We start from the raw sequence: 23,769 nt of genomic DNA, 5'->3' as shown, positions 1-23,769 counted from the left end.
TCTCCGTTAAAAGCGCTGAGGCGTTTTTTGCCGGAGATGCGGGAAACAGAAGCTTAGAGGTGAGGATGCCCTGGAGCAATCAGAATGGCGGCGGCGGCCCATGGGGTGGCGGCGGCGGTGACAACAATAATAACAACAATAATAATGGCCCCTGGGGACAGGGCCCGAAGGGTCCGCGCGGGGGCGGCCAGAATACGCCACCTGATCTCGAGGATATTTTGCGCAAAGGCCAGGATCGCCTGAAGCAGGTGTTCCCCGGCGGCGGTGGTCGCAGCGGCGGCAATCGCCCGATCTATTTCCTGATCGGCGCGGCCTTGCTCGGCTTCTGGGTTTTCCAGTCCGTCTATACAGTACAGCCGGATGAACTGGCGGTTGAACTTCGTTTCGGCAAGCCGAAGGCTGAAGTTTCCGAACCTGGCTTGCATTTCCATTGGTGGCCGATTGAAACCTATGAAAAGGCGCAAATCGTCGAAAAGCAGATCAATATCGGCGCTCAGGGTTCCCGTACGGCGACGCAGGGTCTGATGCTGACCGGCGACCAGAACATCGTGAATGTCCAGTTCTCGGTGCTCTATCGCGTTTCTGATCCGCGCGCTTACCTGTTCAATGTCGACAGCCCGGATGCGATGGTGCAGCAGGTTTCGGAAAGCGCGATGCGTGAAATCGTCGGTCGCCGCCCGGCGCAGGACGTTTTCCGCGACAATCGTGCCGAGATCGCGCAAAGCGTGCGCGCTATCGTGCAGCAGACACTCGACACCTACCAGGCCGGTATTCAGGTCAATGCCGTGTCGATTGAAGACGCATCGCCGCCGCGTGAAGTGGCCGACGCCTTCGACGAAGTGCAGCGCGCCGAACAGGACGAGGATCGATTCATCGAGGAATCGAACCAGTATTCCAACCAGAAACTCGGTCAGGCCCGCGGTGAAGCCGCTCAGCTTCGCGAAGAAGCGGCAGCCTATAAGAACCGCGTCGTTCAGGACGCCGAAGGTGAAGCGCAGCGTTTCAGCTCGGTTCTCGGCCAGTATGAAAAAGCCCCGGAAGTGACCCGTAACCGTCTCTTCCTCGAAACCATGGAACAGGTGCTTAAAAGCACCAAGAAAGTCATTGTGGAACCAGGAAAGGACGTCGTGCCCTATCTGCCGCTGAACGAATTGATGCGCCAGCAACCGCGCGCAGGCGCAACTTCGGGTGCAACCGTGACCACGACCCCCTCGACCGGCGGAGGTGCACAGTAATGGCTCAGAACAGACTTCCGATCATTGCCGGCATTATCGCTGTCCTCGCCTTCCTGCTTTATTCCGCGACGTTCATCGTTTCGGAGCGCCAGCAGGCAATCGTTCTTCGTTTCGGTCAGATCGTCAGCGTGAAGACCGAGCCGGGCATCTACTTCAAGTTGCCATTCGGCTTCCTTGACGCCGATACGGTGCAGATGATCGATGACCGCTTGCTGCGTTTCGATCTGGACGACATCCGCGTTCAGGTTTCGGGCGGCAAGTTCTATGACGTCGATGCGTTCCTCGTCTATCGCATCACCGATGCCCGCAAGTTCCGTGAAACGGTTTCGGGCAGCACGCTCCTTGCCGAACAGCGCCTGCGCACCCGTCTCGATGCATCGCTGCGTGGTGTCTATGGTCAGCGTGGTTTTGAAGCCGCTCTTTCTGAAGAGCGCGGCGACATGATGCGTGAAGTGCGCGATCAGCTTCGTCCTGATGCGACTTCGCTCGGCCTGACCATCCAGGACGTGCGTATCCGCCGTACCGATCTGACGGCAGAAGTCTCGCAGCAGACCTATGAGCGCATGAAGGCGGAACGTCTGGCGGAAGCCGAGCGTCTGCGTGCCCGTGGCCGTGAAGCCGCCCAGCGTATCCGCGCCGTGGCCGACCGTCAGGTTGTGGAAACGATTGCCGAAGCGCGCAAGGAATCGGAAATCCTTCGCGGTGAGGGCGATGCGCAGCGCAGTGAAATCTACGCAGCCTCCGCATCGAAGGATCCGGGCTTCTTCGCCTTCTATCGTTCGATGGCCGCTTATCGCGAAGCGCTCGAAACGCCGGATACGACGCTGGTTCTCTCGCCGGATTCGGAGTTCTTCAAGTTCTTCCGTGATGCTGGCGGCAAGCTGGCAACGCCTTCGCAGTAAAGTGCGGGAACAGCTCTCATGAGCGATTTTCTAGCCGCCGTAGGACTTCTCTTCGTTATCGAGGGGCTGCTCTACGGCGGCTTTCCTTTTTTCGCCAAGAAGCTCGCCCGGGAGGCGAGCGAAGCACCGGAAGGCATGTTGCGCATTGCCGGTATAGCGGCGCTTGCCATCGGCGTCGGCATCGTCTGGCTTGTCAGGGGATAAGCACCTCTGGTTCCGTTATTTATGGCCCTCTGCCTATACGGGGCCGTAAACAGGCCTTAATTTGCGGCGATCTAACCTTTAGGTTATTTGCGTAGATATTCAGGATCGGAGCAGAGCTTTATGGCAATCGTACCGAAGGCGGGATTCGCTCGCACCCTATTCGCAACCGTGGCAATGGGCGCGCTGGCTGTCACCGGAACGCCGACGGTCGCAACGCCGCCTGCCTTTGCTCAGGACGCTCCCGTGAAAGGCATTCAGGGGCCGGGTTCTGTCGCTGATCTCGCAGAAGGGCTGCTGGATGCGGTGGTGAATATCTCCACCTCGCAGACCGTGAAAGACGATGGCGGCGAGGGCGATGGCCCCGTGCCGATGCCGAAAGTGCCGGAAGGCTCACCGTTTCAGGAATATTTCAAAGACTTCTTCAACAACAAGGACGGCGAACAGAGCGACGAGTCGCGCAAGGTGCAGTCGCTTGGATCGGGCTTCGTCATCGATGCCGAAAAGGGCTTCATCGTCACCAACAATCACGTCATTGCGGATGCCGACGAGATTGAAGTCAATTTCAACGACGGCACCAAGCTGAAAGCCGAGCTGGTCGGCAAGGATATCAAGACCGATCTGGCTGTCCTGAAAGTCGATCCGGCCAAGCACAAGCTCAAGGCCGTGCAGTTTGGCAATTCCGACAAGGCGCGTATTGGCGACTGGGTTCTGGCCATCGGCAATCCGTTCGGGCTTGGCGGAACCGTGACCGCCGGGATCATTTCGGCGCGCAAGCGCGATATCAATTCCGGCCCCTATGACGATTTCATCCAGACGGATGCTGCCATCAATCGCGGCAATTCGGGCGGCCCGCTATTCGACATGAGCGGTCAGGTGATCGGCATCAACACGGCGATTATTTCGCCGTCCGGCGGCTCCATTGGCATCGGCTTTGCCATTCCGGCCGAAATGGCAGTGGGCGTGATCAACCAGCTGAAGGAATTCGGCGAGGTCAAGCGCGGCTGGCTCGGCGTTCGCATCCAGCCGGTGACGCAGGATATTGCCGACAGTCTTGGTTTGAAAGAACCGAAGGGCGCGCTGATTGCCGGGCTGATCGAGAATTCCGGCGTGGACAATACGGCGCTGAAGGCTGGCGATGTGGTTATCCGCTATGAAGGCAAGCCAGTGGATACCGCCCGCGATCTGCCCCGCCTCGTGGCCGAAAGCGCGGTCGGCAAGGATGTGGAAATCGTCGTTGTCCGTGACGGTGCGGAACAGACCGTCAAGGTGAAGCTCGGTCGTCTTGTGGAAGACGACAAGAGCACTGAAGCTGCTACCGAAGATCAGGCGCCGGTTCCGGATGGAGCGGAGGGTGAGGATGGTGAGGAAGCGCCAGCTACCCCGAAGCAGGAGCAGAAGAGCGAAGCCACCGGCCCGTCCGTGCTCGGCATGAGGCTTTCTGCGCTCAACGACGATGTGCGTGGCGAGTTCGGGATTGCCGAAGACGTGCAGGGCGTGGCGATCCTCTATGTCGCTCCCGGTTCGGCTGCGGGCGACAAGCGCGTTGAAACCGGCGATGTCATCGTCGATATCAATCAGGTCACGGTCAAGGCGCCCGAAGACGTAAAGAAGCGCATTGATGCGCTGCGACGGGAAGGGCGCAAGAATGCGCTGTTCATGCTGGCGTCACGCTCTGGCGAACTGCGTTTTGTGACGGTTCGGATCGACTAAACGCCTGTGCGAAATGAACCTGGAACGGCGCTGCGGATCATCCCGCAGTGCCGTTTTCATTTGCGATTTGAATCAAATAGCGGCAAGTGCTGAGAACGAGATTCAATGCCCGATTGGGTGGTGGAGTGGTGCGGGTTTGGAAACTGTCGATATTGTCGTGATAGGCGCGGGCGCAGCCGGGATGATGTGCGCCATCGAAGCAGCCAAGCGCGGTCGTTCCGTGCTGGTTGTCGATCATGCCAGGACGGCAGGTGAGAAAATCCGTATCTCCGGGGGCGGGCGGTGCAACTTCACCAATATCCACGCCAGCCCGAAAAACTATCTGTCGCGCAATCCGCATTTCTGCATCTCCGCCTTGAGCCGCTATACGCAGCGCGATTTCATCGCATTGGTCGAGAGGCATCGCATTGCCTATCATGAAAAGACGCTTGGCCAGCTTTTCTGCGATGGGTCGGCAACGCAGATCATCGACATGCTGCTTGGCGAGATGAAGCGCCACGGCGCGCGGTTGAAAACCTCCTGCGGTGTCGAGAGTATAGCCAGAATACTAGGAGAAGGGTTTGAGCTGCGGCTGATGGAAGGCGGCATCCGCACGACAGTCAGATGCCGTTCCGTGGTGGTCGCCTGCGGTGGCAAATCTATCCCCAAGATGGGCGCAACCGGCTTCGGCTACGACATCGCCGAGCAGTTCGGCTTGCGGCTGGTCGAGACACGCCCGGCGCTGGTCCCGCTGACTTTTGAACCGAATACGCTGGAACGGTTGAAGCCGCTGGCCGGTATCGCCGTCGATGCGGTGGTGGCCTGCGGCAAGACGAGTTTTGCCGAGGCCATGCTGTTCACGCATCGCGGCATCAGTGGTCCATCGATTTTGCAGATATCGTCCTACTGGAAAGAGGGCGATGAAATCCGCATCAGCATGTTGCCCCGTACGGATCTGTTCGAAGCCTTGCGTGCGCAGCGCACGACAAATGGAAAGCAGGCCCTGCAGACAGCACTCGGCCTGTACCTTCCGAAGAAACTTGCACAGACAATCGCCGAGGAAAACGGTGCCAGCGGGCATCTCGCCGATATGTCCGACAAGCTTTTTCGGCGTGTGGAAGCTGCCGTCAACGACTGGCGCATCAAGCCCGCCGGATCGGAAGGCTATCGCACGGCGGAAGTGACGCTGGGCGGTGTCGATACACGCGATCTCGATTCGCGCACCATGGAGGCCAAGTCGGTGCCCGGCCTCTATTTCATTGGCGAAGTGGTCGATGTCACCGGCTGGCTCGGTGGCTATAATTTCCAGTGGGCATGGTCTTCTGGCTGGTGCGCCGGTCAGGTCGCATGAGCGCGATAAACGACGTGGCGTTTCAGTTGGGGCGTTTCGTCCGGTACGCGCGGATGATCGAAATCACTTGAAGGATCGCGCACCATGCCAATGCGCTGCATGACGTTCGTGGAGCGATCATTGTTGTGTACGGCGAAAGAAACCACCTCAGACAGGCCCAGAGAACCGAAGGCGTAGTCAAGAAGAGCTTTGGCGGCTTCGGTCACAAAGCCCTTTCCCCAGAAAGGGCGGGCTAGTCGCCAGCCGATTTCCACTGTTCCATCCGGCAAATGCGGCTCAAGATTGGTGCGGGCAAGACCGGCAAAGCCGATGCATTCACCGCTTGTCTTTTCTTCGAGAGCATAGAAACCAAGGCCGGTTTTCGAAATCATGGTGCGCAGCCGGGTGAAAAGTTCGTCCGACTGTTGCCGGTCGTGCCGGAACGGGAAGAAATGCATGACATCTTCGTCGGAATTGATCGTGTGAAAGAGGTCGCGGTCGCGATCCTCCCAATTTCGAATGATGAGCCTTGGCGTTTCCAGAATGATCATTCGACGAAATCCGTTATCCTGTAACCCTGAATGTAGAGAAGTGCAGTCAGGTCGCCATGGTCGATGCGAACCTTGGCTTGCGCTGCCACCGCCGGTTTGGCGTGCAGGGCAACGCCGGTTCCCGCCAGCTGGATCATGCCGAGATCGTTGGCGCCGTCGCCGACCGCAATCGCATCCTCGGGCGTCAGCCCAAGACGGTCTGCAATTTCTTCCAGCCGTTCCACCTTGGCTTCGCGACCAAGAATCGGTTCCGCGACAACGCCGGTCAGCTTGGCGCCATCATCCAGAAGGAGATTGGCGCGGTCTTCATTGAAGCCGATCATTTCGGCAATACGGTGGGTGAAAGACGTGAAACCGCCCGAGACGAGCGCGGTATAGGCGCCATGCTTGCGCATGGTGCGCACCAGTTCCGGCCCGCCGGGGGTGAGTGTGATGCGGGTGGCGATCACCTTGTCGATAACCTGAAGCGGCAAGCCTTTCAGAAGGGCAACGCGCTCGCGCAAGGCTGGTTCAAAGGCGATTTCACCATTCATAGCTCGGGCGGTGATAGCGGCCACATGGTCGCGCAAGCCTGCCTCTTCGGCCAGTTCATCAATGCATTCCTGCTGGATCATGGTGGAATCCATGTCGGCGATCAGGATTTTCTTGCGGCGACGATCCTGCTCCTGCACAACCACGTCGACGGGTGCGCCATCCAGCGTAGCGCGCAGCGCAGCGTCAGCTTCTTCGGCGCTCAAGCCGATTGGCAGGGGGATATCGCAGGCAATACCATCTGCAAGCCAGTAAAGTCCTGTTGCATTCACTGCCGCTGACGCTTTAATCCCGAGCGACGGAACAAGAGCGGCCTTGGCCGGGTTGGCGATCAAAGTGGCAATGAGCGAAGCGGATGCGGACATGAGGGAGCGATTCCTGCGATGAGTGAGGAGGCGATCAAGAATGCCATCCTGATAGCTGGCCCGACGGCCAGCGGCAAGTCGGCACTTGCTGTTCATATGGCAAGGGAGACTGGCGGCTTTATCGTAAACACCGATTCCATGCAGGTTTATGACGTGCTCGATCTGCTGACGGCGCGTCCCGGCGCAGACGATCTGGCTTCCGCCGAGCATCATCTCTACGGTCATGTTTCGCCGTCTGTGTCCTATTCCACCGGCAAATGGTTTGCCGATGTGGCATCCCTTCTGGCGCAGCCCAAGCTTGAAGGACGGACGCCGATTTTCGTCGGCGGAACCGGGCTTTATTTTCGCGCTCTGCTGGGCGGCTTGTCACAAATGCCGGAAGTTGCGCCCGATGTGCGCAATCATTGGCGCGCCCGCATGGAAACAGAAGGTGCTGAAACCCTGCATCGGGCGCTGTCGGAACGCGATCCGCAAATGGCCGCGACGCTTCAGGCGACCGATAGCCAGCGCATCGTACGGGCGCTGGAGGTGATCGAAAGCACCGGAAAATCCTTGAGCGAGTGGCAGCAAAACAAGGGCCATGTGCTGGTGGATGACCAGTCGGCTCGGAAAATTGTGCTTTTGCCGGAACGGGGCTGGCTTTCCGAACGTATCGCGCGGCGCTTCGCACTGATGTGGAACAATGGCGCAATTGACGAAGTGAAGGCGCTGCTGTCTTTGCAGCTTGATCCGGCGCTGCCCGCGATGAAGGCCATCGGCGTTCGGGAAATCACCGCTTTTCTTGATGGCGCCATGACCGAAGACGAGGCCATTGAACGATCCGTCATTGCAACGCGGCAATATGCCAAGCGCCAGTCGACCTGGTTTCGCAATCAGCTGGATGCAAGCTGGAATTTTTTAAGTAATTCTGATGAAGCACTACTTCAATTAACGTCACCGAAATAACTAGCAGGCTATCTTCTGACAGGAGAGGCGGGCGCGAAACATGCGGTTTCATAAATCGGAGCGGGCATTTTTCATTCTGATTATTTTAATGTGCGGGATAGGCATTTTGCTTTATCGCGTGCATGTCGATTTGGGCTTGCTTGAAGCGACCTCTCTTGATGCCTCCGCTGCCGAAATCGCAACTTCTCTCGGGCGGCTCAATCATGCGGCGATCTGGGTTCTCATTGCCTCCATCGTCTGCGGGCTTTTGCTGATCTATCCGCAAATCCGCACCGAGGCGCTGGATCGCGGCAAATTGCAGATCATCACGCAGGATTTGTCCGAACGGTCGCAGACGCTCGAACATGCCGCGCTCACCGACAGCCTCACCGGCATGCAGAACCGTCGTTATTTCGACGAAGCGTTGAAGGAATATCTAGTCCAGTTCGACCGTATCCAGCGGCCCGTCGGCCTGATGATTATCGATCTGGATCACTTCAAGGCGGTCAACGACAACCACGGACACGATATTGGCGACGTGGTGTTGCAGGAAGTCGCGCGCTGCCTGCGTGATTATACGCGATATCACGATGTGGTTGCGCGGCTTGGCGGCGAAGAATTTGCAGTACTCGCTCCCAATATGGATGCAGAGTTGATGATCAAGCTCGCCAATCGTATCCGAAAGGCCATTGCCGGGCTGGAAATCGATCTCGGCGATGTGAAGCTGACGGTCACCGTCAGTATCGGGCTTGCGGTCTGGGACCGGCGCGAAACGTCAAAGGACCTTTATCGTCGCGCTGACAAGATGCTCTATGCCGCCAAGAATATGGGGCGCAATCGCGTCTGCGCCTGATGCCGGGTGGTTAAAGGCGTCCCGTCAGCTCTCATAATCCTTGCGGAAATTGCGCACCAGATCGCCTAGCTTCTTCATGCTTTGGGCTGTCTCGCTGTTATGCGAGACGATGGGAGCAGGTCTTTCCGTTGCAAGTGGCGCTGCCGCGACGGTTGTAAGCCTGCTGATCGTCGAAGGCTTTTTCAATAGATCGCTGTCGTCGGTCGGCTTTTCCGGCGCGCCGGGATGCGCGTTGTTTTCGAACGAACGCAGCCGGTCCACGATACGATCCAGCGCGATTCTGTCATCGACCTGCAAGGATGATGTCAAGCTTTCGGCTTTGCGCCGCCCGGGCAGCTGATGCGCTGGAACCGTTTCGAAGGTCAGCCGCATCGGTGTCGAAAACGCTTCGCCGAAGGCAATGGCTTCGCGATTGGCAATCGACGAGAGGAAACCGGCCATGCTGCGCGCACCGCCGCGCAGCGCGCCCTTGATGATTTCCTGATCGCGCTCATTGCCGAGACGCATCGCGAAGATCGAATTGCACTGCGAAAGAATGGTGGCGTCCAGCTCGCCGGGGCGCTGGCTGATCACGCCGAGATAAGAGCCGTATTTGCGCCCTTCCTTGGCGATGCGGGCAATCGCCTGCCGCGTCGGCCAGAAGCCAGCATCCTTGTCGGCTGGAATATAACGGTGCGCTTCCTCGCAGATGACGAGGGTTTGCAGGCTGCCTTCGCTCGACATGGCGATGTCGAAGGAGAGGCGGCACAGAACCGAAGCAACGGCATTCACCACTTCGGACGGGAGGCCCGCAAGCTGGAAGGTGCAGATCGGCTTGCCATTATGCGGAATGCGGAAAATGCGCGCGATAGCCTGACGCATGGTTTCCGGCCCGCCGGTGACGGCAAACATGAAGCGGAAACGCGGATCGCTGGCGATCGACTCCAGTCTTGCTTTCAGGTTGCGCAGATAGGGGCGCTCCGCCTTGCTGTCGAGAAGGCCGATCCTGTCATCGATCAGCGTCAGGAGATCACGCAGGCGATAGGCAATCGGCGTATCGACGCTGACCGTCCTGTCCGAAAGCTTGCGCCGCAGGCTGTGGCGTCCGCCGGTTTCGCTGTCACTGGTTTTTTCGCGCGCAAGCTGCACGAGGTCGCGCAATATGTCGTATTCCGTCGGCTCCGGCGTGCGGCCGCGAAAAATAACATCGGCAAATTCGTCCAGTCGCAGCATCCAGAACGGCAATTCGATATTGGTCTGGTCCACTGCAATGGCGAGGTCTGGAAACGCGCCCGCAAATTCATTGTGCGGGTCGAGGATCAGGATGCGCAAATCGGGCCGTTGCAAGACGATGCGGCGCAAGAGCAGCATGACGGCGCTGGATTTGCCCACGCCCGTGGTGCCGACAACGGCAAAGTGGCGCGAGATGAGGTCTTCAACCGAAACATAGGCCGGGACGGAGGCGTCCTGGGTCAGCGCGCCGATGGGTACGCTTGTCTGGCCCATCTGGGCATAGACTGCGGAAAGGTCGGAGGCGCGGATACGGTGGGCGATGGCGCCGGGATAGGGATATCTGGAAATGCCGCCGCTGAACGACATATGGCCATCGGGTTCGCCGCGCACTTCGCCCAAAAATTCGACATGGACATGGACGATGTTGTCGCCGCCGCGCGTCCAGGCATTATCGGGCACGGTGACATTGTGGACGAGGCCAACCAGGCGGTTGCCGCCCGACTGGATGGAGATCAACTGACCGACGGTCCAGTAGTCATCGGACGCAGTGGAGGAGGGGCCGGACAAAGCCGCAATGATGGCGCGCTCGCCGTCGCACTGGATGACATGACCTTCCGTGCGGTTGCGCTGTACAAAGCCGCGGCCCTTCATCTCGGCACTGCCGTCAATATCCCCGCCCGTGTTCATTTCGCCAACTTTCATAAGAGCTATCTGATGAAGCTAGCAAATCCGGGTTGAAATAAAGTTATCGAGAGGGTGGGGTGAATCTTAAGAAAATATCACAGGGCTCGTATTTATGCGTTGACGGCTTCTTTTCAGGCGATTAGTGTCCCGCCCCATGAACACGTTTATTATTCTTGTGGTACGGGCGCGCATGGGCAGGATGGTGTAACCATCCGGCGAAAGCTCCCATGCGCGAAAGACAGGCTCCCTCGGGGGCCTTTTTTATTATCCAAAAAAGCCCGATGCGGCTAAATCTGACACCGAAATACAGACTAGACGGGAAGAGAACGATGACTGCAGGTAAACAAGAGGCGGAAGCGACCGCCGCAGGATCTCAGGAAACAAGCCATCCACGCGAGATGACCGGCGCGGAAATGGTTATTCAGGCCATGATCGATCAGGGCGTGGAGAGCATTTTCGGTTATCCGGGCGGCGCAGTGCTTCCGATCTATGACGAACTGTTCCAGCAGGACAAGATTCAGCACATTCTCGTGCGTCACGAACAGGGCGCAGGCCATGCCGCCGAAGGCTATGCCCGCTCCACCGGCAAGGTCGGTGTGCTGCTGGTGACATCCGGCCCCGGCGCAACCAATGCGGTCACCCCGCTTCAGGATGCGCTGATGGATTCCATCCCGCTCGTCTGCATTTCTGGTCAGGTCCCGACCTCGTTGATCGGTTCCGATGCCTTTCAGGAAGCCGATACGGTTGGCATCACACGCCCCTGCACCAAGCACAACTGGCTGGTGAAGGACGTCAACGACCTGTCGCGCATTCTGCATGAAGCCTTCCATGTTGCATCCACGGGCCGTCCGGGTCCGGTTCTGGTCGATATTCCGAAGGATATCCAGTTTGCCAAGGGCATATACACGCCGCCGCAGACCACGCCGCGCACCACCTACCGTCCGGTTCTCGACGGCAATGCGCAGGCAATCTCCGACGCCGTCCGTCTGCTCGCCACGGCCAAGAAGCCCGTCATCTATTCCGGCGGTGGCGTGATCAATTCCGGCCCGGCAGCTTCCCGTCTGCTGCGCGAGCTGGTTGAACTCGGCAACTTCCCGATCACCTCGACCCTGATGGGCCTCGGCGCCTATCCGGCATCGGGCAAGAACTGGCTCGGCATGCTGGGCATGCACGGCACTTACGAAGCGAACATGACCATGCATGATTGCGATGTCATGCTGTGCGTTGGCGCGCGCTTCGACGACCGTATCACCGGTCGCCTCAATGCCTTCTCGCCGAATTCGAAGAAGATTCATATCGATATCGATCCGTCTTCGATCAACAAGAATGTCCGCGTGGATGTGCCGATCATCGGCGATGTTGCGCATGTTCTGGAAGATATGGTTCGCCAGTTCCGCGCTTCCGAAAAGAAGCCGGAAAAGAAGGCCATCGCCGCCTGGTGGGAGCAGATCGACCGCTGGCGCGCCCGCAATTCGCTGGCCTATACGCCGAACAAGGACGTCATCATGCCGCAATATGCCATTGAGCGGCTGTATGAACTGACCAAGGATCGCAAAACCTACATCACCACCGAAGTCGGCCAGCACCAGATGTGGGCGGCACAGTTCTATGGCTTCGAAGAACCGAACCGCTGGCTGACCTCGGGTGGCCTCGGCACGATGGGCTATGGCCTGCCTGCCGCGCTCGGTGTGCAGATTGCGCATCCGGATGCGCTGGTTATAGACATTGCCGGGGACGCATCGATCCAGATGTGCATTCAGGAAATGTCGGCAGCGATCCAGCACAATGCGCCGATCAAGATCTTCATCCTGAACAACCAGTATATGGGCATGGTGCGCCAGTGGCAGCAATTGCTGCATGGCAACCGCCTGTCGCATTCCTATACGGAGGCGATGCCGGATTTCGTCAAGCTGGCAGAAGCCTATGGCGCGCACGGCATTCGCTGCGAAAAGCCGGGCGATCTCGACGCCGCCATTCAGGAAATGATCGACATCGACAAGCCGGTCATCTTCGACTGCCGCGTTGCCAATCTGGCGAACTGCTTCCCGATGATTCCGTCCGGCAAGGCGCATAATGAAATGCTGTTGCCCGACGAAGCCACCGACGAAGCCGTCGCCAATGCCATCGACGCCAAGGGCCGCGCGCTCGTCTGATCCGGAGGATTTGAAATCATGAATGCACAGAACCTAGCTTCCGGATCGGCCTACTTCATCGCAGCCGAAACCCAGACCCCGGAAACCCATACGCTTGCCGTCCTCGTCGATAACGAGCCAGGTGTCCTTGCCCGCGTGATCGGATTGTTTTCCGGTCGCGGCTATAACATTGAAAGCCTGACGGTTTCGGAAACCGAGCACGAAAAGCACCTTTCGCGTATTACCATTGTGACGCGTGGTACACCGCACGTGCTTGACCAGATCCGCCACCAGCTGGCGCGCATCGTTCCGGTTCACCGCGTGGTTGATCTCAGCCACCGTGCGAGCGAACTCGGGCATGATCGCCCGATCGAGCGCGAGCTGGCGCTGGTGAAAGTGGCTGGCAAGGGTGAAGCCCGCGCCGAAACGCTGCGTCTCGCCGATGCGTTCAAGGCCAAGGTGGTCGATGCGACGACCGATCACTTCATTCTGGAAATCACCGGCAAGACCGCGAAGATCGACCAGTTCATCTCGATTATGAAGCCGCTTGGCCTCGTGGAAATCTGCCGCACCGGCGTGGCGGCGATGAACCGGGGTCCTGAAGGCATGTAAGTCGTGTTTCTCTGCCAAGAGCAGGGATCGATACAATAAGGCTCCAAACCGGCACAATGTTTCGATTGTGCCGGTTTTTTATTGAGCTAATTTGTGCGGGTAAGAGCCTCACTCAAAAAGCGGCATGTGGGGGCGAAAATGGCGATTTTCGAGTACCGGAGCGGAGCGTACTTTTGGGTACGTGAGCACCGGAATGGAGAAAATTGCCATTTGCAGCCACACAGGGCGACTTTTGGAGCAGGCTCTAAATCGGGTTCATCACATGTCTGTCGAAGTATTTTTGGCGCTGATCGCCTTCGCTTTTGTGTCTTCCATCACACCGGGGCCGAACAATCTAATGCTGCTGGCATCGGGGGTTAATTTTGGCTTTCGGCGCACGATCCCGCATATGCTGGGTATCGGTGTCGGGTTTTTCGGCCTGCTTCTGGCAGTTGGCTTCGGTCTTGGCGTGCTGCTTGAAACGGTGCCTGCCTTCTACACCAGCCTGAAATTCGCGGGCGGCGCTTACATGCTCTATCTGGCATGGAAAATCGCAATGTCGCGTTCGATCGGTGAAGCGAAGGGTACTGGTGATGGCAAGCCGATGACGTTCATGCAGGCGGCAGCCTTCCAGTGGGTCAATCCCAAGGCGTGGGTGATGGCCGTCACCGGCATTGCCACCTATGCCACGCATGACAATTACTATCTGGCCGTTTCGCTGGTGAGCGTTGCCTTCGCGCTGGTCAACCTGCCGAGCGTTTCGGTCTGGGCAGGCTTTGGCATGTTGCTGCGCAACTGGCTGGATGATCCGGTGCATCTCAAATGGTTCAATATCTTTATGGCCTTGCTGCTGATCGCGAGCCTCTGGCCGATGCTGAAGTAGCTCAATCGGAGCATCAAAATGCGTGCACTTCCTACCTATGACGATGTGGTTTCCGCCGCCGGACAGATCGAGGGCCATGCGCTTCGCACGCCGGTTCTGACCTCTGCGGCGCTCGATGCCGAGACCGGCGCACAATTCTTTTTCAAGGCCGAAAATCTTCAGCGCATCGGTGCGTTCAAGTTTCGCGGCGCGTTCAATGCGCTTACCCGTTTCAGCGATGAGCAAAAGAAGCGCGGCGTGATTGCATTTTCATCGGGCAATCATGCGCAGGCGGTGGCCTTGTCGGCAAAGCTGCTTGGCATTTCCGCCACCATATTGATGCCGGAAGATGCGCCGCAGTCGAAGCTGGAAGCAACGCGCGGCTATGGCGCCAATGTCATCACCTTCAATCGGTATAAGGATGACCGTGACGCCCTGACGAACCGTCTGGCGGAGGAGGGCGGTCTCACCCTGATTCCACCCTATAACCACCCGCATATCATTGCCGGGCAGGGCACGGCGACCAAGGAGTTGATCGAGGAAGTGGGGCCGCTTGACGCGCTGTTCGTCTGCGTCGGCGGCGGCGGGTTGATTGCCGGATCGGCGCTGGCCGCCAAGGCGCTTTCGCCCGATTGCGCCGTTTATGGCGTCGAGCCGGAAGCAGGGAATGATGTCCAGCAATCCTTGCGGGCGGGCAAAATTGTGCGCATCGACACGCCGCAGACGCTGGCCGATGGCGCGCAGACGCAGGCGCCGGGCGACCTGACCTTTGCCATCATCCGCGAGAAGGTCACGGATGTTCTGGCCGTTAGCGATCAGGCCCTTGTCGACGGCATGAAGTTCTTTGCTCGTCAGATGAAATTGGTGGTCGAGCCGACGGGTTGTCTGGCTTTCGCCGGTGCCCGCCAGATGGCGGATCAACTGCGCGGAAAGCGCGTCGGTGTCATCGTCAGCGGCGGCAATGTCGACCTCTCCCGCTATACGGCTCTGCTTAATACGGCTGTTTGATCACGGTTTGATCTTGTTTTCAGGTCGCGAATCCTGTCTGAAAGAGCCATGCAGTTTTCACCGGAACAGGATCAGGCGCTCAAGGCCGTCGGACAATGGCTGAAAGAGGGGCGTAGTCCCATTTTCAGGCTGTTCGGTTATGCCGGAACGGGCAAGACGACACTGGCGCGCTATTTCGCGGAACATGTCGATGGCGATGTGCAGTTTGCCGCCTTTACCGGCAAGGCCGCGCAGGTTTTGCGGTCCAAGGGCGCCAGCAATGCGCGCACGCTGCATTCGCTGATCTATCGTCCGCGTGGCGAGGAAGCCGTTGAGGACGAGACGACAGGCAAGACGTCCATCGCGCCGACATTCTCGCTCAATCGGCAAAGCCCGGTCGCCAAGGCGGCGATGATCGTGGTGGATGAGTGTTCGATGGTGGACGAGGCGCTTGGGCGCGATCTCATGAGCTTCGGAACGCCAATCCTCGTGTTGGGCGATCCGGGCCAGTTGCCGCCGATTTCCGGCGGTGGGTTCTTTACCGAGCATGAGCCGAACTATCTGCTCACCGAAATTCACCGTCAGGCGCAGGACAATCCGATTATCCGCATGGCGCTTGACGTGCGCGAAGGGCGCGAGCTGCCCTATGGTGATCACGGTGCGGCAAAGGTCATCAGCAAGAACGAAGTCAATCAGGACATGGTTCTGAAGGCCGATCAGGTGCTTGTCGGCACCAATCGCACGCGGCGGCGTTATAACCAGCGCCTGCGCGAGCTGAAGGGCTTTACGGCGGATTATCCGCAGGCGGGTGACAAGCTGGTCTGCCTGCGCAACGATCCGGCCAAGGGCCTGCTCAACGGGTCGCTTTGGAAGGTCATGACCTCCTCCAAGGAAACCGTGAAGCCCGGGATCAATCTGCTGGTTGCGCCGGAAGACGATGATCGCGGCGTTGCCAAGATCAAGCTTTTGAAGGCGCAGTTCGAGGACCCGGATAGCGAAATTCCGTGGCAGACCAAGAAGCGTTACGACGACTTCGACTATGGCTATGCCCTGACGGTGCACAAGGCTCAAGGTTCGCAGTGGGATGATGTGGTATTGTTCGATGAAAGCTATGCTTTTCGCGATACGCGCGAGCGCTGGCTCTATACGGCCATTACCCGTGCAGCAGAACGCCTGACGATTGTAAAATAATCAGCTTTCAATTGGTTTGGCGCTCAGCCACTCCCATGCGTCCTGTTCTTCGTCGGCTTCGAAGGAGCGCATTTCTATCGAGAGGAGGGGCTGCATCAGGGTGATGCTGGCCTGTATCCATAATGGACCGCCTACAATCGCATAGCGGCGCAGATGCTTGAGCGATTTTGAGCGCATTGAAAGCATGCTTTCGGAAAAAGCCGCGGTCCAGTCCGCGCCCTCATAGCCGGTCAGGCGGATCAGCAGATCAATCTCGTCATATTGCTCATAGGCTGCGTCGAGCAGCCCATAAAGGTTCTCCAGCGATGAATCGTCCAAATGCCCTTCAATGGCAAAGGCGAATACATCATTCCGGTCCGTGGGAATGCGGCGGACGACGGGGATGTCCTCATTGCGCATCATCGGTCTCCAAGCGTCTTCTATGACCAATCGTCAATTCGTGCCCCTGTCAGGACAGGATTCAAACGTCCAAACCGGGCGAAAGGTTGCGGATTGTTGTTCCAAATTCGGCAAGGAATAGCTTGGCCTATGCTCCAAAGACGGGAAACGGCAACATTTGGGGATGGGTCATCAGGTGCGACGGGAAAACACTCACACTTTCCTGCGGCGGGCGATATAAGAGCCTGACTCAAAAAGCGGCATGTGTGTGCGAAAATGGAGAAAATCGGCATTTGCGGCCACACAGGACGGCTTTTGGAACAGGCTCTAAAGCGAAAACCGATCATGGGAGAAATGCCTCCATGCCTGCGAAATTATCTGTCAATCTCAATGCCATCGCCATGCTACGTAACCGTCGCGATCTGCCCTGGCCGAGCGTCACCGGTCTCGGGCGAATTGCACTCGCGGCGGGGGCGGCAGGATTGACGGTGCATCCGCGCCCGGACCAGCGCCACATCCGCTTTTCCGATCTTGGCGATATTCGTGCATTGATCGATGATGAATTTCCGCAGGCCGAATTCAATATTGAAGGCTTTCCAAGCGAGGCCTTCCTCGATCTGGTAGAAAAGCACCAGCCGGAACAGGTGACGCTGGTGCCGGATGATCCGACACAGGCCACTTCCGACCACGGCTGGGATTTCCTGTCCAAGGCCGATTATCTGGCGCCCATCGTGGCGCGGTTGAAGAAGGGCGGCATGCGCGTTTCGCTGTTCGCCGATCCCGATCCGCTGGGTTATGAAAAGGCCAAGGCCATCGGCGCTGACCGGTTGGAATTCTATACCGGTCCTTATGGCGCGACCTATGACGATCCGGCAGCGGCAGCGCGCGAGCTGGACCGTGTTGGCAAGGCCTCGGATGCCGCAACGGCGCTCGGTCTTGAAATCAATGCCGGTCACGATCTGACGGTCGAAAATCTCCCGGCACTGGTCAAACGCATTCCACAATTGAAAGAAGTTTCCATCGGACATGGATTGACGGCGGACGCTTTGACGTATGGTATGGCGGCGACAGTGGGACGTTTTAACGCTGCTTTGGCTGGGTAATTGGCACGTTCAATGCGCAAAATGCATAGCTTTGACCTGAGCTTTGCGAAAAGCGCATTTGTGCCAAAGCTCAACAAGCTATAGGCGTCCGCGGCTGGTTCATCCGCGTCAGGAGCGCGCAGGGACGTATGAGGGAAGCATTGATACGGTTTTCCGAAATCCGCATTCCACATCGAAGTGCCCCGGCGTGCTTTGCCTTCGGGGCATCATCGGAGCAGCGCGTATGCACCGCTCGGTTCGGTGATGATGTTTGAACCGGATTGGGGCAAAGATGCGGCACGGTTGTTGCAATCCGCAATCTTTTGCGGGTGTACCTGTGAGTGGACTCCACACAATATGATTTCCAGCCAGAATGATTTCAGGATGTTGCGAGGTGTCGGCAAATGAGCGACGAGCTGAACGGCCAGAACGCGCAATCGCAATCCTCCGCGCCGGATGCGGCGGTCACGCCGCTTGTTGGCAGTGTTGGCGCTGAAACCGGATATATCGGCGAAGAAAACGATCATCATAGCGACAGCATGAAGACGCTGGTCTTGGGCGCGCTCGGTGTGGTCTATGGCGATATCGGCACCAGCCCGATCTACGCTTTTCGTGAGGCGCTGCACACGGCGGCCTCTGACGGCGTCCTGTCGCGCCCGGACATTCTTGGCGTCGTCTCGCTGATATTCTGGGCGCTGACGCTGGTTGTCACGATCAAATATGTTCTGTTCGTGCTGCGGGCCGATAATAACGGCGAAGGCGGCATCCTATCGCTGATGGCGCTGGTGCGCGGCGCTCTGAAAGGACGTCCCAATCTCATTCTGGCCGTCGGTATATGCGGCGCAGCGCTGTTCTTTGGCGATGCCGTGATTACGCCTGCCATTTCCGTGCTTTCCGCGATGGAAGGCCTGGAAATCGTCGCGCCCAGCCTCACGCCTTTCGTGGTGCCCATTACGGTCGTCATCCTTGTGACGCTGTTTTCGGTACAAAAGCTCGGCACCGGCAAGGTTGCCATCGTATTCGGGCCGATCATGGCGATCTGGTTTCTGGCGCTGGGCGCGTCGGGCCTCTGGCACATATTCGACGATCCAACCGTCATTTATGCGCTCAATCCCTATTATGCAGTGCGCTTTCTGGCCATTAGCCCCGGTATTGCCTTCATCACCGTTGGCGCGGTTTTCCTCGCCATGACGGGTGCCGAAGCGCTCTATGCCGATCTTGGCCATTTCGGGCGCAAGCCCATCGTGCGCGCCTGGCTGTGGATCGTGTTTCCATGTCTGGTGCTGAATTATTTTGGACAGGCCGCCTTCATCCTGTCGCATGGCGAAGCAGCGGCATTGCCGTTCTTCCAGATGCTGCCGAATTTCGCGCTGCTGCCGATGGTGCTGCTGGCGACGGCAGCAACAGTGATCGCCAGTCAGGCCGTTATCACCGGTGCCTTTTCCGTGGCGCGGCAGGCGGTGCAGCTCAACATTCTGCCACGCCTTGAAATTCAGCACACGTCGGAGAAGCTGCACGGGCAGATCTATATCCCGCGTGTCAATCTGCTGCTCGGCCTGACCGTGGTCATTCTGGTGCTGGGCTTTGAGAAGTCGACCAATCTGGCCGCAGCCTATGGTATCGCAGTGACCGGCAACATGCTGGTGACGACCGTGCTGCTCTATATTGTCATGACGCGGATCTGGAATTGGCAGGTCAGTCGTGCGCTGCCTTTGATGCTCGGTTTCCTGCTGATCGACATCATGTTCTTCAGCGCCAACATCATCAAGGTGCATGAAGGCGGTTGGGCTTCTATCGGCATTGCCGCAGTGCTTGTGCTCATCATGTGGACATGGGTGCGCGGCACCCGGCACCTGTTCCTCAAGACACGCAAGGGCGAAGTGCCGCTCGATCTCATCGTCGAGCAGATGGCCAAGCGCCCGCCAACGATTGTGCCGGGAACGGCTGTCTTCCTGACGGGCGACCCGAAAAGTGCGCCAACCGCGCTGATGCACAGTCTGAAGCATTATAAGGTGCTCCATCAGAACAATGTCATCCTGACCGTCGTGACCGCTTCGAAGCCGTGGGTCTCCAGCGCAGACCGCGCGCGTGTCTCGCAATATAACGAGCGCTTTATGCAGGTGACGCTGAAGTTCGGCTATATGCAGCAGCCGAATATTCCGCGCGCGCTTGGCCTTTGCCGCAAGCTTGGCTGGAAGTTCGACATCATGACGACCTCGTTCTTCCTGTCGCGCCGTTCGCTCAAGGCTTCGGTGCATTCCGGCATGCCTCTGTGGCAGGACAAGCTGTTTATCCTGTTGGCGCGCACGGCGTCGGACGCGACCGAATATTTCCAGATCCCAACCGGACGCGTGGTAGAAATCGGTACGCAGGTGAATATCTGATCGGGAATTCGCTTTAACAGACCGTGTTTTATCAGGGCGTTATCTGAGAATTTGATTCCGGATGGCGCCCTAATTGCTTGTTTTTCCTACTATTTTTGCGCAAGTACATAGTTCAATCGCGCTATCGGCAAAGGCATCTTTAGTACACGCCTTACCATCCGAATTTTTCAAAAATCTCGCTTGACCGCCTATGCGGCAAGGGCTAATAGAATGGGAACCGTACCGTACGGTACAAGAGGAGGAAGTGCCCCGTGACTGATGGTAGCGACGAATTGCAGGCTCAAAAGCAGCAGGCTCTTTCGCCGCGTCAGAACGATGTTCTGGAGCAGGCGTTGCGCCTTCTTGTCGAAGGCGGAGACCGCGCTTTGACGACGGCGAGCATTGCGCGTGCCGCCAATTGCTCCAAGGAAAGCCTCTATAAATGGTTTGGCGACCGTGACGGTCTTCTGACGGCGATGGTTCGCTGGCAGGCCTCCAAGGTTCGCGTTGTGCCGCTGGCGCGCGAGAAACTTGACGCGGAATCGCTGTTTTCAAGCCTGGAACACTTTGCCCGCGACTGGCTGCTGGTGCTTTCGGGCCGCACGTCGATCGCGCTTAACCGTCTGGCTGTCAGCCATGCGGCATCGGGCAAGTCGGCGCTGGGCGATATCGTTCTCTCCAACGGGCCGGTGGCCATGGCCAAGCGCCTGAAGCCGATCCTTGAAATGGGGATGGAAGCCAAGCTGCTGGCTTTCGACGATATCGATGAAGCATTTCGCACGTTCTTCGGGCTCGTCGTCCGGGACATGCAAATCCGGTTGCTGTTGGGCGACCGGCTGGAACTGACTGACGACGTGGTCATCCGGGACGCCCGGCGCGCCACAAAGCAGTTTTTCGCTCTGTACGGGGCTTAGTCACATCGGCTGACGCAAGAAGGCCAGAGAATAAACTGAAACGAAGGGAATAGGAAATGCGCGTTTATTACGACCGGGATGCAGACGTTAACCTGATCAAGTCGAAGAATGTGGTTATCGTCGGCTACGGCAGCCAGGGCCGAGCCCATGCGCTGAACCTGAAGGATTCCGGTGCTGCCAATGTGCGCGTCGCCCTTCGAGAAGGTTCCGCAACCGTCAAGAAGGCGGAAGCAGACGGCTTTCAGGTGATGAACGTTGCTGATGCCGCCAAGTGGGCCGACCTCATGATGATGGCGACTCCGGATGAACTCCAGGCCGACATCTACCGCGACCACATCCACAGCAACCTGCGCGACGGCGCTGCGATTGCTTTCGCACACGGCCTCAATGTTCATTTCGGCCTCATCGAGCCGAAGAAGTCGGTCGACGTCGTCATGATCGCACCGAAGGGCCCAGGCCACACGGTTCGCGGCGAATACCAGAAGGGCGGCGGCGTGCCTTGCCTGATCGCCATCCATCAGGATGCATCGGGCAATGCCCATGACCTCGCTCTGTCCTACGCTTCGGGCGTTGGCGGCGGCCGTTCGGGCGTCATCGAAACCACCTTCAAGGAAGAGTGCGAAACCGATCTGTTCGGTGAGCAGGCTGTTCTCTGCGGCGGCGTGGTTGAGCTGATCCGCACCGGTTTCGAAGTTCTGGTTGAAGCCGGTTATGCGCCGGAAATGGCCTATTTCGAATGCCTGCACGAAATGAAGCTCATCGTGGATCTGATCTACGAAGGCGGCATCGCCAACATGAACTACTCGATCTCGAACACCGCTGAATGGGGCGAATACGTCACCGGTCCGCGCATCATCACTGCCGAAACCAAGGAAGAAATGAAGCGCGTTCTGAAAGACATTCAGACCGGCAAGTTCACTTCCGATTGGATGCAAGAATATCGTGCAGGCGCTGCTCGCTTCAAGGGCATCCGCCGCAACAACGATGCGCACCAGATCGAAGAAGTTGGCGAAAAGCTCCGCGCCATGATGCCATGGATTGCCGCCAACAAGCTGGTGGATAAGGCTCGCAACTAAAAATCAGCGATATTTAGGTTCTGGCTGTCTGCAAATGGCACTTCCTTCCGCTTCCGGTGCTCATGTACCTTTAAGTACATTCCGCTCCGGTTCTCAGAAAGCACCAGTTTCGACGGACCAGAACCAAAATCTCATCTGATTTTGGGAGCTTCCACGACGAGCAAAAAAGGGGGCGTTTCATACGCCCCCTTCATTACTTGGCGCTGGATGGTGGGATTGATCGCGATTAAGCCGCGAACGAAAAGAACCAAAACTCTGCGTCAGCTTTCCGTTTCATGCACTTCGACGGCCAAAAGAATTTCGAATAGCTTTATTCCATAGAAGCATGGGAAAAGCTGTTCTCGTTGGTCTAAAATTGCGCTAGAGCTTCGCCCTATTAGCTGGGGTTTGAGGAGATCTGGCTAATACGAATTCCATCAGATGGATGGTTAAGTCTAATTGAGGAGATTTCCCGTGTTGGACTGGGAAAATGTTTTTGCAACGCGCTCCAAACGCATGCGCGCATCGGAAATCCGCGAACTTTTGAAGCTTCTGGAACGTCCGGACATCATTTCATTTGCCGGTGGCATTCCCGATCCGGCGCTGTTTCCGCATGACGCCTTTCAGGCTGCCTACAAGGAAACCCTGACGGGTGCGGAAGCCAATGCCGCGCTGCAATATTCGGTATCGGAAGGCTATAAGCCGCTGCGCACCTGGCTTGTCGGCGAACTGGCCAAGATCGGCATTCCCTGCACCGAGGACAATGTTTTCATCACCTCCGGTTCGCAGCAGGCGCTCGATTATCTCGGCAAGCTGTTCATTTCGCCCAATGATACCGCGCTGGTGACTGCGCCGACCTATCTCGGCGCCTTGCAGGCATTCAATGCCTATGAGCCGACCTATGACACGCTGGCGATCAAGGGCAACCGCACGCCTGAATCCTATGTGCAGGCCGCTGAAAAGGCTGGCGGCAAGGTGAAGTTCAGCTATCTTTCTGCCGATTTCGCCAATCCGACCGGCGAGACCGTCGATCTGGCTGGCCGTCAAAAGCTTCTGGCAGAAGCCGATGAGCTGAATATCCCGATCATTGAAGACGCAGCCTATCAGTATCTGCGCTACAATGGCGAAGCCATCCCGCCGATCCTTTCGCTCGACATCGCCCGCAATGGCGGCGACATCGAAAAGACCCGCACCATCTATTGCGGCTCGTTCTCGAAGACCCTCGCACCGGGGCTGCGCGTCGGCTACGTGGTTGCCTCGAAGGATGTTATCCGCAAGCTCGTTCTCATGAAGCAGGCGGCGGACCTTCATTCCTCGACCATCAACCAGATCGCGATCTATCATGTCGCGACGCATGGCTTCGATGCACAGGTCGCCAAGGTCGCCAAGGTCTACAAGCATCGCCGTGACCGCATGCTGGAAGCCCTTGCCAAATATATGCCGGAAGGCACCAGCTGGACCAAGCCTGAAGGCGGCATGTTCATCTGGGTCACGGTGCCGGAAGGCATGGATGGCGCGCAGCTGCTTGCATCGTCCATTGAGACTGAAAAGGTCGCTTTCGTTCCCGGCAAGGCGTTCTTTGCCGATGCCACCGGCGCGAACACGCTGCGCCTTAGCTATTCTTGCGCCAATGACGAAATGATCGATGAAGGCATCATGCGGCTTGGCCGCCTGATCCGCACGCACAGCAAGTCTGCTGCTGCATAAGAACTGGGAACAAAAAGCAAAGGCCGG

21 protein-coding genes are annotated in these 23,769 nt (G+C 57.9%); 17 read left to right on the top strand and 4 right to left on the bottom strand.

Annotated features, from left to right (window positions below; translation table 11 throughout):
* Positions 1–65: 65 nt before the first annotated feature.
* From hflK to HWD97_RS16380, 5 genes are all read left to right on the top strand, one after another.
* Positions 66–1,235 carry an FtsH protease activity modulator HflK gene (gene hflK, locus HWD97_RS16400; RefSeq protein ID WP_121536364.1) on the top strand — a complete coding sequence of 390 codons (1,170 nt, stop codon included), beginning with the start codon at positions 66–68 and terminating at the stop codon, positions 1,233–1,235.
* The gene (gene hflC / locus HWD97_RS16395) at positions 1,235–2,137 is read left to right on the top strand and encodes a protease modulator HflC (protein ID WP_109369381.1); all 903 of its coding nucleotides are present in this window, start codon (positions 1,235–1,237) and stop codon (positions 2,135–2,137) included. Before hflK ends, hflC begins: the two co-directional genes overlap by 1 nt.
* An 18-nt stretch (positions 2,138–2,155) precedes the next feature.
* Entirely contained in the window at positions 2,156–2,341 is a 186-nt protein-coding gene (locus HWD97_RS16390; RefSeq protein WP_109369380.1) for a DUF2065 domain-containing protein, read from the top strand.
* A 120-nt stretch (positions 2,342–2,461) separates the two neighbouring features.
* Positions 2,462–4,051, top strand: coding sequence for a Do family serine endopeptidase (locus HWD97_RS16385; RefSeq protein ID WP_371835263.1), 1,590 nt, complete (start codon positions 2,462–2,464; stop codon positions 4,049–4,051).
* 136 nt (positions 4,052–4,187) lie between these two features.
* Entirely contained in the window at positions 4,188–5,381 is a 1,194-nt protein-coding gene (locus HWD97_RS16380) for an NAD(P)/FAD-dependent oxidoreductase (protein WP_371835262.1), read from the top strand.
* On the opposite strand, the gene HWD97_RS16375 is transcribed toward HWD97_RS16380, so the two are convergent.
* Both HWD97_RS16375 and serB read right to left on the bottom strand, forming a co-directional pair.
* Positions 5,369–5,911, bottom strand: coding sequence for a GNAT family N-acetyltransferase (locus HWD97_RS16375; RefSeq protein ID WP_109369377.1), 543 nt, complete (start codon positions 5,909–5,911; stop codon positions 5,369–5,371). The genes HWD97_RS16380 and HWD97_RS16375 overlap by 13 nt on opposite strands.
* Positions 5,908–6,807, bottom strand: a complete 900-nt coding sequence (gene serB / locus HWD97_RS16370) for a phosphoserine phosphatase SerB (protein ID WP_109369376.1) — start codon at positions 6,805–6,807, stop codon at positions 5,908–5,910. The genes HWD97_RS16375 and serB overlap by 4 nt, the downstream gene beginning before the upstream one ends.
* Positions 6,808–6,825: 18 nt before the next feature.
* Between serB and miaA the strand changes: the two genes are divergently transcribed.
* On the top strand, positions 6,826–7,752 hold the full coding sequence (gene miaA, locus HWD97_RS16365) for a tRNA (adenosine(37)-N6)-dimethylallyltransferase MiaA (RefSeq protein ID WP_109369375.1): 927 nt from the start codon (positions 6,826–6,828) through the stop codon (positions 7,750–7,752).
* A gap of 40 nt (positions 7,753–7,792) precedes the next feature.
* Positions 7,793–8,584 (top strand): GGDEF domain-containing protein, encoded by a 792-nt coding sequence (locus HWD97_RS16360; protein ID WP_109369374.1) that lies wholly within the window; start codon positions 7,793–7,795, stop codon positions 8,582–8,584.
* Between the two features lie 24 nt (positions 8,585–8,608).
* On the opposite strand, the gene HWD97_RS16355 is transcribed toward HWD97_RS16360, so the two are convergent.
* Complete coding sequence (locus HWD97_RS16355; RefSeq protein WP_235858886.1) at positions 8,609–10,498, bottom strand: ATP-binding protein; 1,890 nt, start codon at positions 10,496–10,498, stop codon at positions 8,609–8,611.
* A 311-nt stretch (positions 10,499–10,809) separates the two neighbouring features.
* On the opposite strand from HWD97_RS16355, the gene HWD97_RS16350 reads away from it, so the two are divergent.
* The 5 genes from HWD97_RS16350 (at position 10,810) to HWD97_RS16330 (ending at position 16,243) form a co-directional block, all read left to right on the top strand.
* The gene (locus HWD97_RS16350) at positions 10,810–12,633 is read left to right on the top strand and encodes an acetolactate synthase 3 large subunit (RefSeq protein ID WP_121536362.1); all 1,824 of its coding nucleotides are present in this window, start codon (positions 10,810–10,812) and stop codon (positions 12,631–12,633) included.
* Between the two features lie 18 nt (positions 12,634–12,651).
* A complete protein-coding gene (gene ilvN, locus HWD97_RS16345) occupies positions 12,652–13,224 on the top strand; it encodes an acetolactate synthase small subunit (RefSeq protein ID WP_078339370.1) in 573 nt (190 codons plus the stop codon).
* 262 nt (positions 13,225–13,486) lie between these two features.
* On the top strand, positions 13,487–14,086 hold the full coding sequence (locus tag HWD97_RS16340) for a LysE family translocator (protein WP_121536360.1): 600 nt from the start codon (positions 13,487–13,489) through the stop codon (positions 14,084–14,086).
* Positions 14,087–14,104: 18 nt separating this feature from the next.
* Positions 14,105–15,073 carry a threo-3-hydroxy-L-aspartate ammonia-lyase gene (locus HWD97_RS16335; RefSeq protein WP_109369371.1) on the top strand — a complete coding sequence of 323 codons (969 nt, stop codon included), beginning with the start codon at positions 14,105–14,107 and terminating at the stop codon, positions 15,071–15,073.
* A 48-nt stretch (positions 15,074–15,121) separates the two neighbouring features.
* Positions 15,122–16,243: an ATP-dependent RecD-like DNA helicase gene (locus tag HWD97_RS16330; RefSeq protein ID WP_109369370.1), complete on the top strand. Its 1,122-nt coding sequence runs from the start codon at positions 15,122–15,124 to the stop codon at positions 16,241–16,243.
* Here HWD97_RS16330 and HWD97_RS16325 read toward each other — a convergent pair whose 3' ends face one another.
* Positions 16,244–16,642 carry an STAS/SEC14 domain-containing protein gene (locus HWD97_RS16325; RefSeq protein WP_209445961.1) on the bottom strand — a complete coding sequence of 133 codons (399 nt, stop codon included), beginning with the start codon at positions 16,640–16,642 and terminating at the stop codon, positions 16,244–16,246.
* Between the two features lie 341 nt (positions 16,643–16,983).
* On the opposite strand from HWD97_RS16325, the gene HWD97_RS16320 reads away from it, so the two are divergent.
* The 5 genes from HWD97_RS16320 (at position 16,984) to HWD97_RS16300 (ending at position 23,742) form a co-directional block, all read left to right on the top strand.
* The gene (locus tag HWD97_RS16320; protein WP_109369368.1) at positions 16,984–17,724 is read left to right on the top strand and encodes a pyridoxine 5'-phosphate synthase; all 741 of its coding nucleotides are present in this window, start codon (positions 16,984–16,986) and stop codon (positions 17,722–17,724) included.
* Positions 17,725–18,107: 383 nt separating this feature from the next.
* Positions 18,108–20,087, top strand: coding sequence for a potassium transporter Kup (locus HWD97_RS16315; protein ID WP_109369367.1), 1,980 nt, complete (start codon positions 18,108–18,110; stop codon positions 20,085–20,087).
* Between the two features lie 251 nt (positions 20,088–20,338).
* Positions 20,339–20,980 (top strand): TetR/AcrR family transcriptional regulator, encoded by a 642-nt coding sequence (locus HWD97_RS16310; RefSeq protein WP_078339363.1) that lies wholly within the window; start codon positions 20,339–20,341, stop codon positions 20,978–20,980.
* Between the two features lie 56 nt (positions 20,981–21,036).
* A complete protein-coding gene (gene ilvC / locus HWD97_RS16305) occupies positions 21,037–22,056 on the top strand; it encodes a ketol-acid reductoisomerase (RefSeq protein WP_109369366.1) in 1,020 nt (339 codons plus the stop codon).
* A 453-nt stretch (positions 22,057–22,509) separates the two neighbouring features.
* Positions 22,510–23,742 carry a PLP-dependent aminotransferase family protein gene (locus HWD97_RS16300; protein WP_109369365.1) on the top strand — a complete coding sequence of 411 codons (1,233 nt, stop codon included), beginning with the start codon at positions 22,510–22,512 and terminating at the stop codon, positions 23,740–23,742.
* Positions 23,743–23,769 lie beyond the last annotated feature (27 nt).

The sequence above is a fragment of the Ochrobactrum sp. C6C9 genome, assembly GCF_022627935.1.
Classification (GTDB): domain Bacteria; phylum Pseudomonadota; class Alphaproteobacteria; order Rhizobiales; family Rhizobiaceae; genus Brucella; species Brucella teleogrylli.
The sequence above is the reverse complement of the archived record's forward strand: the minus strand, read 5'-3'. Positions and strand labels throughout refer to the sequence as shown.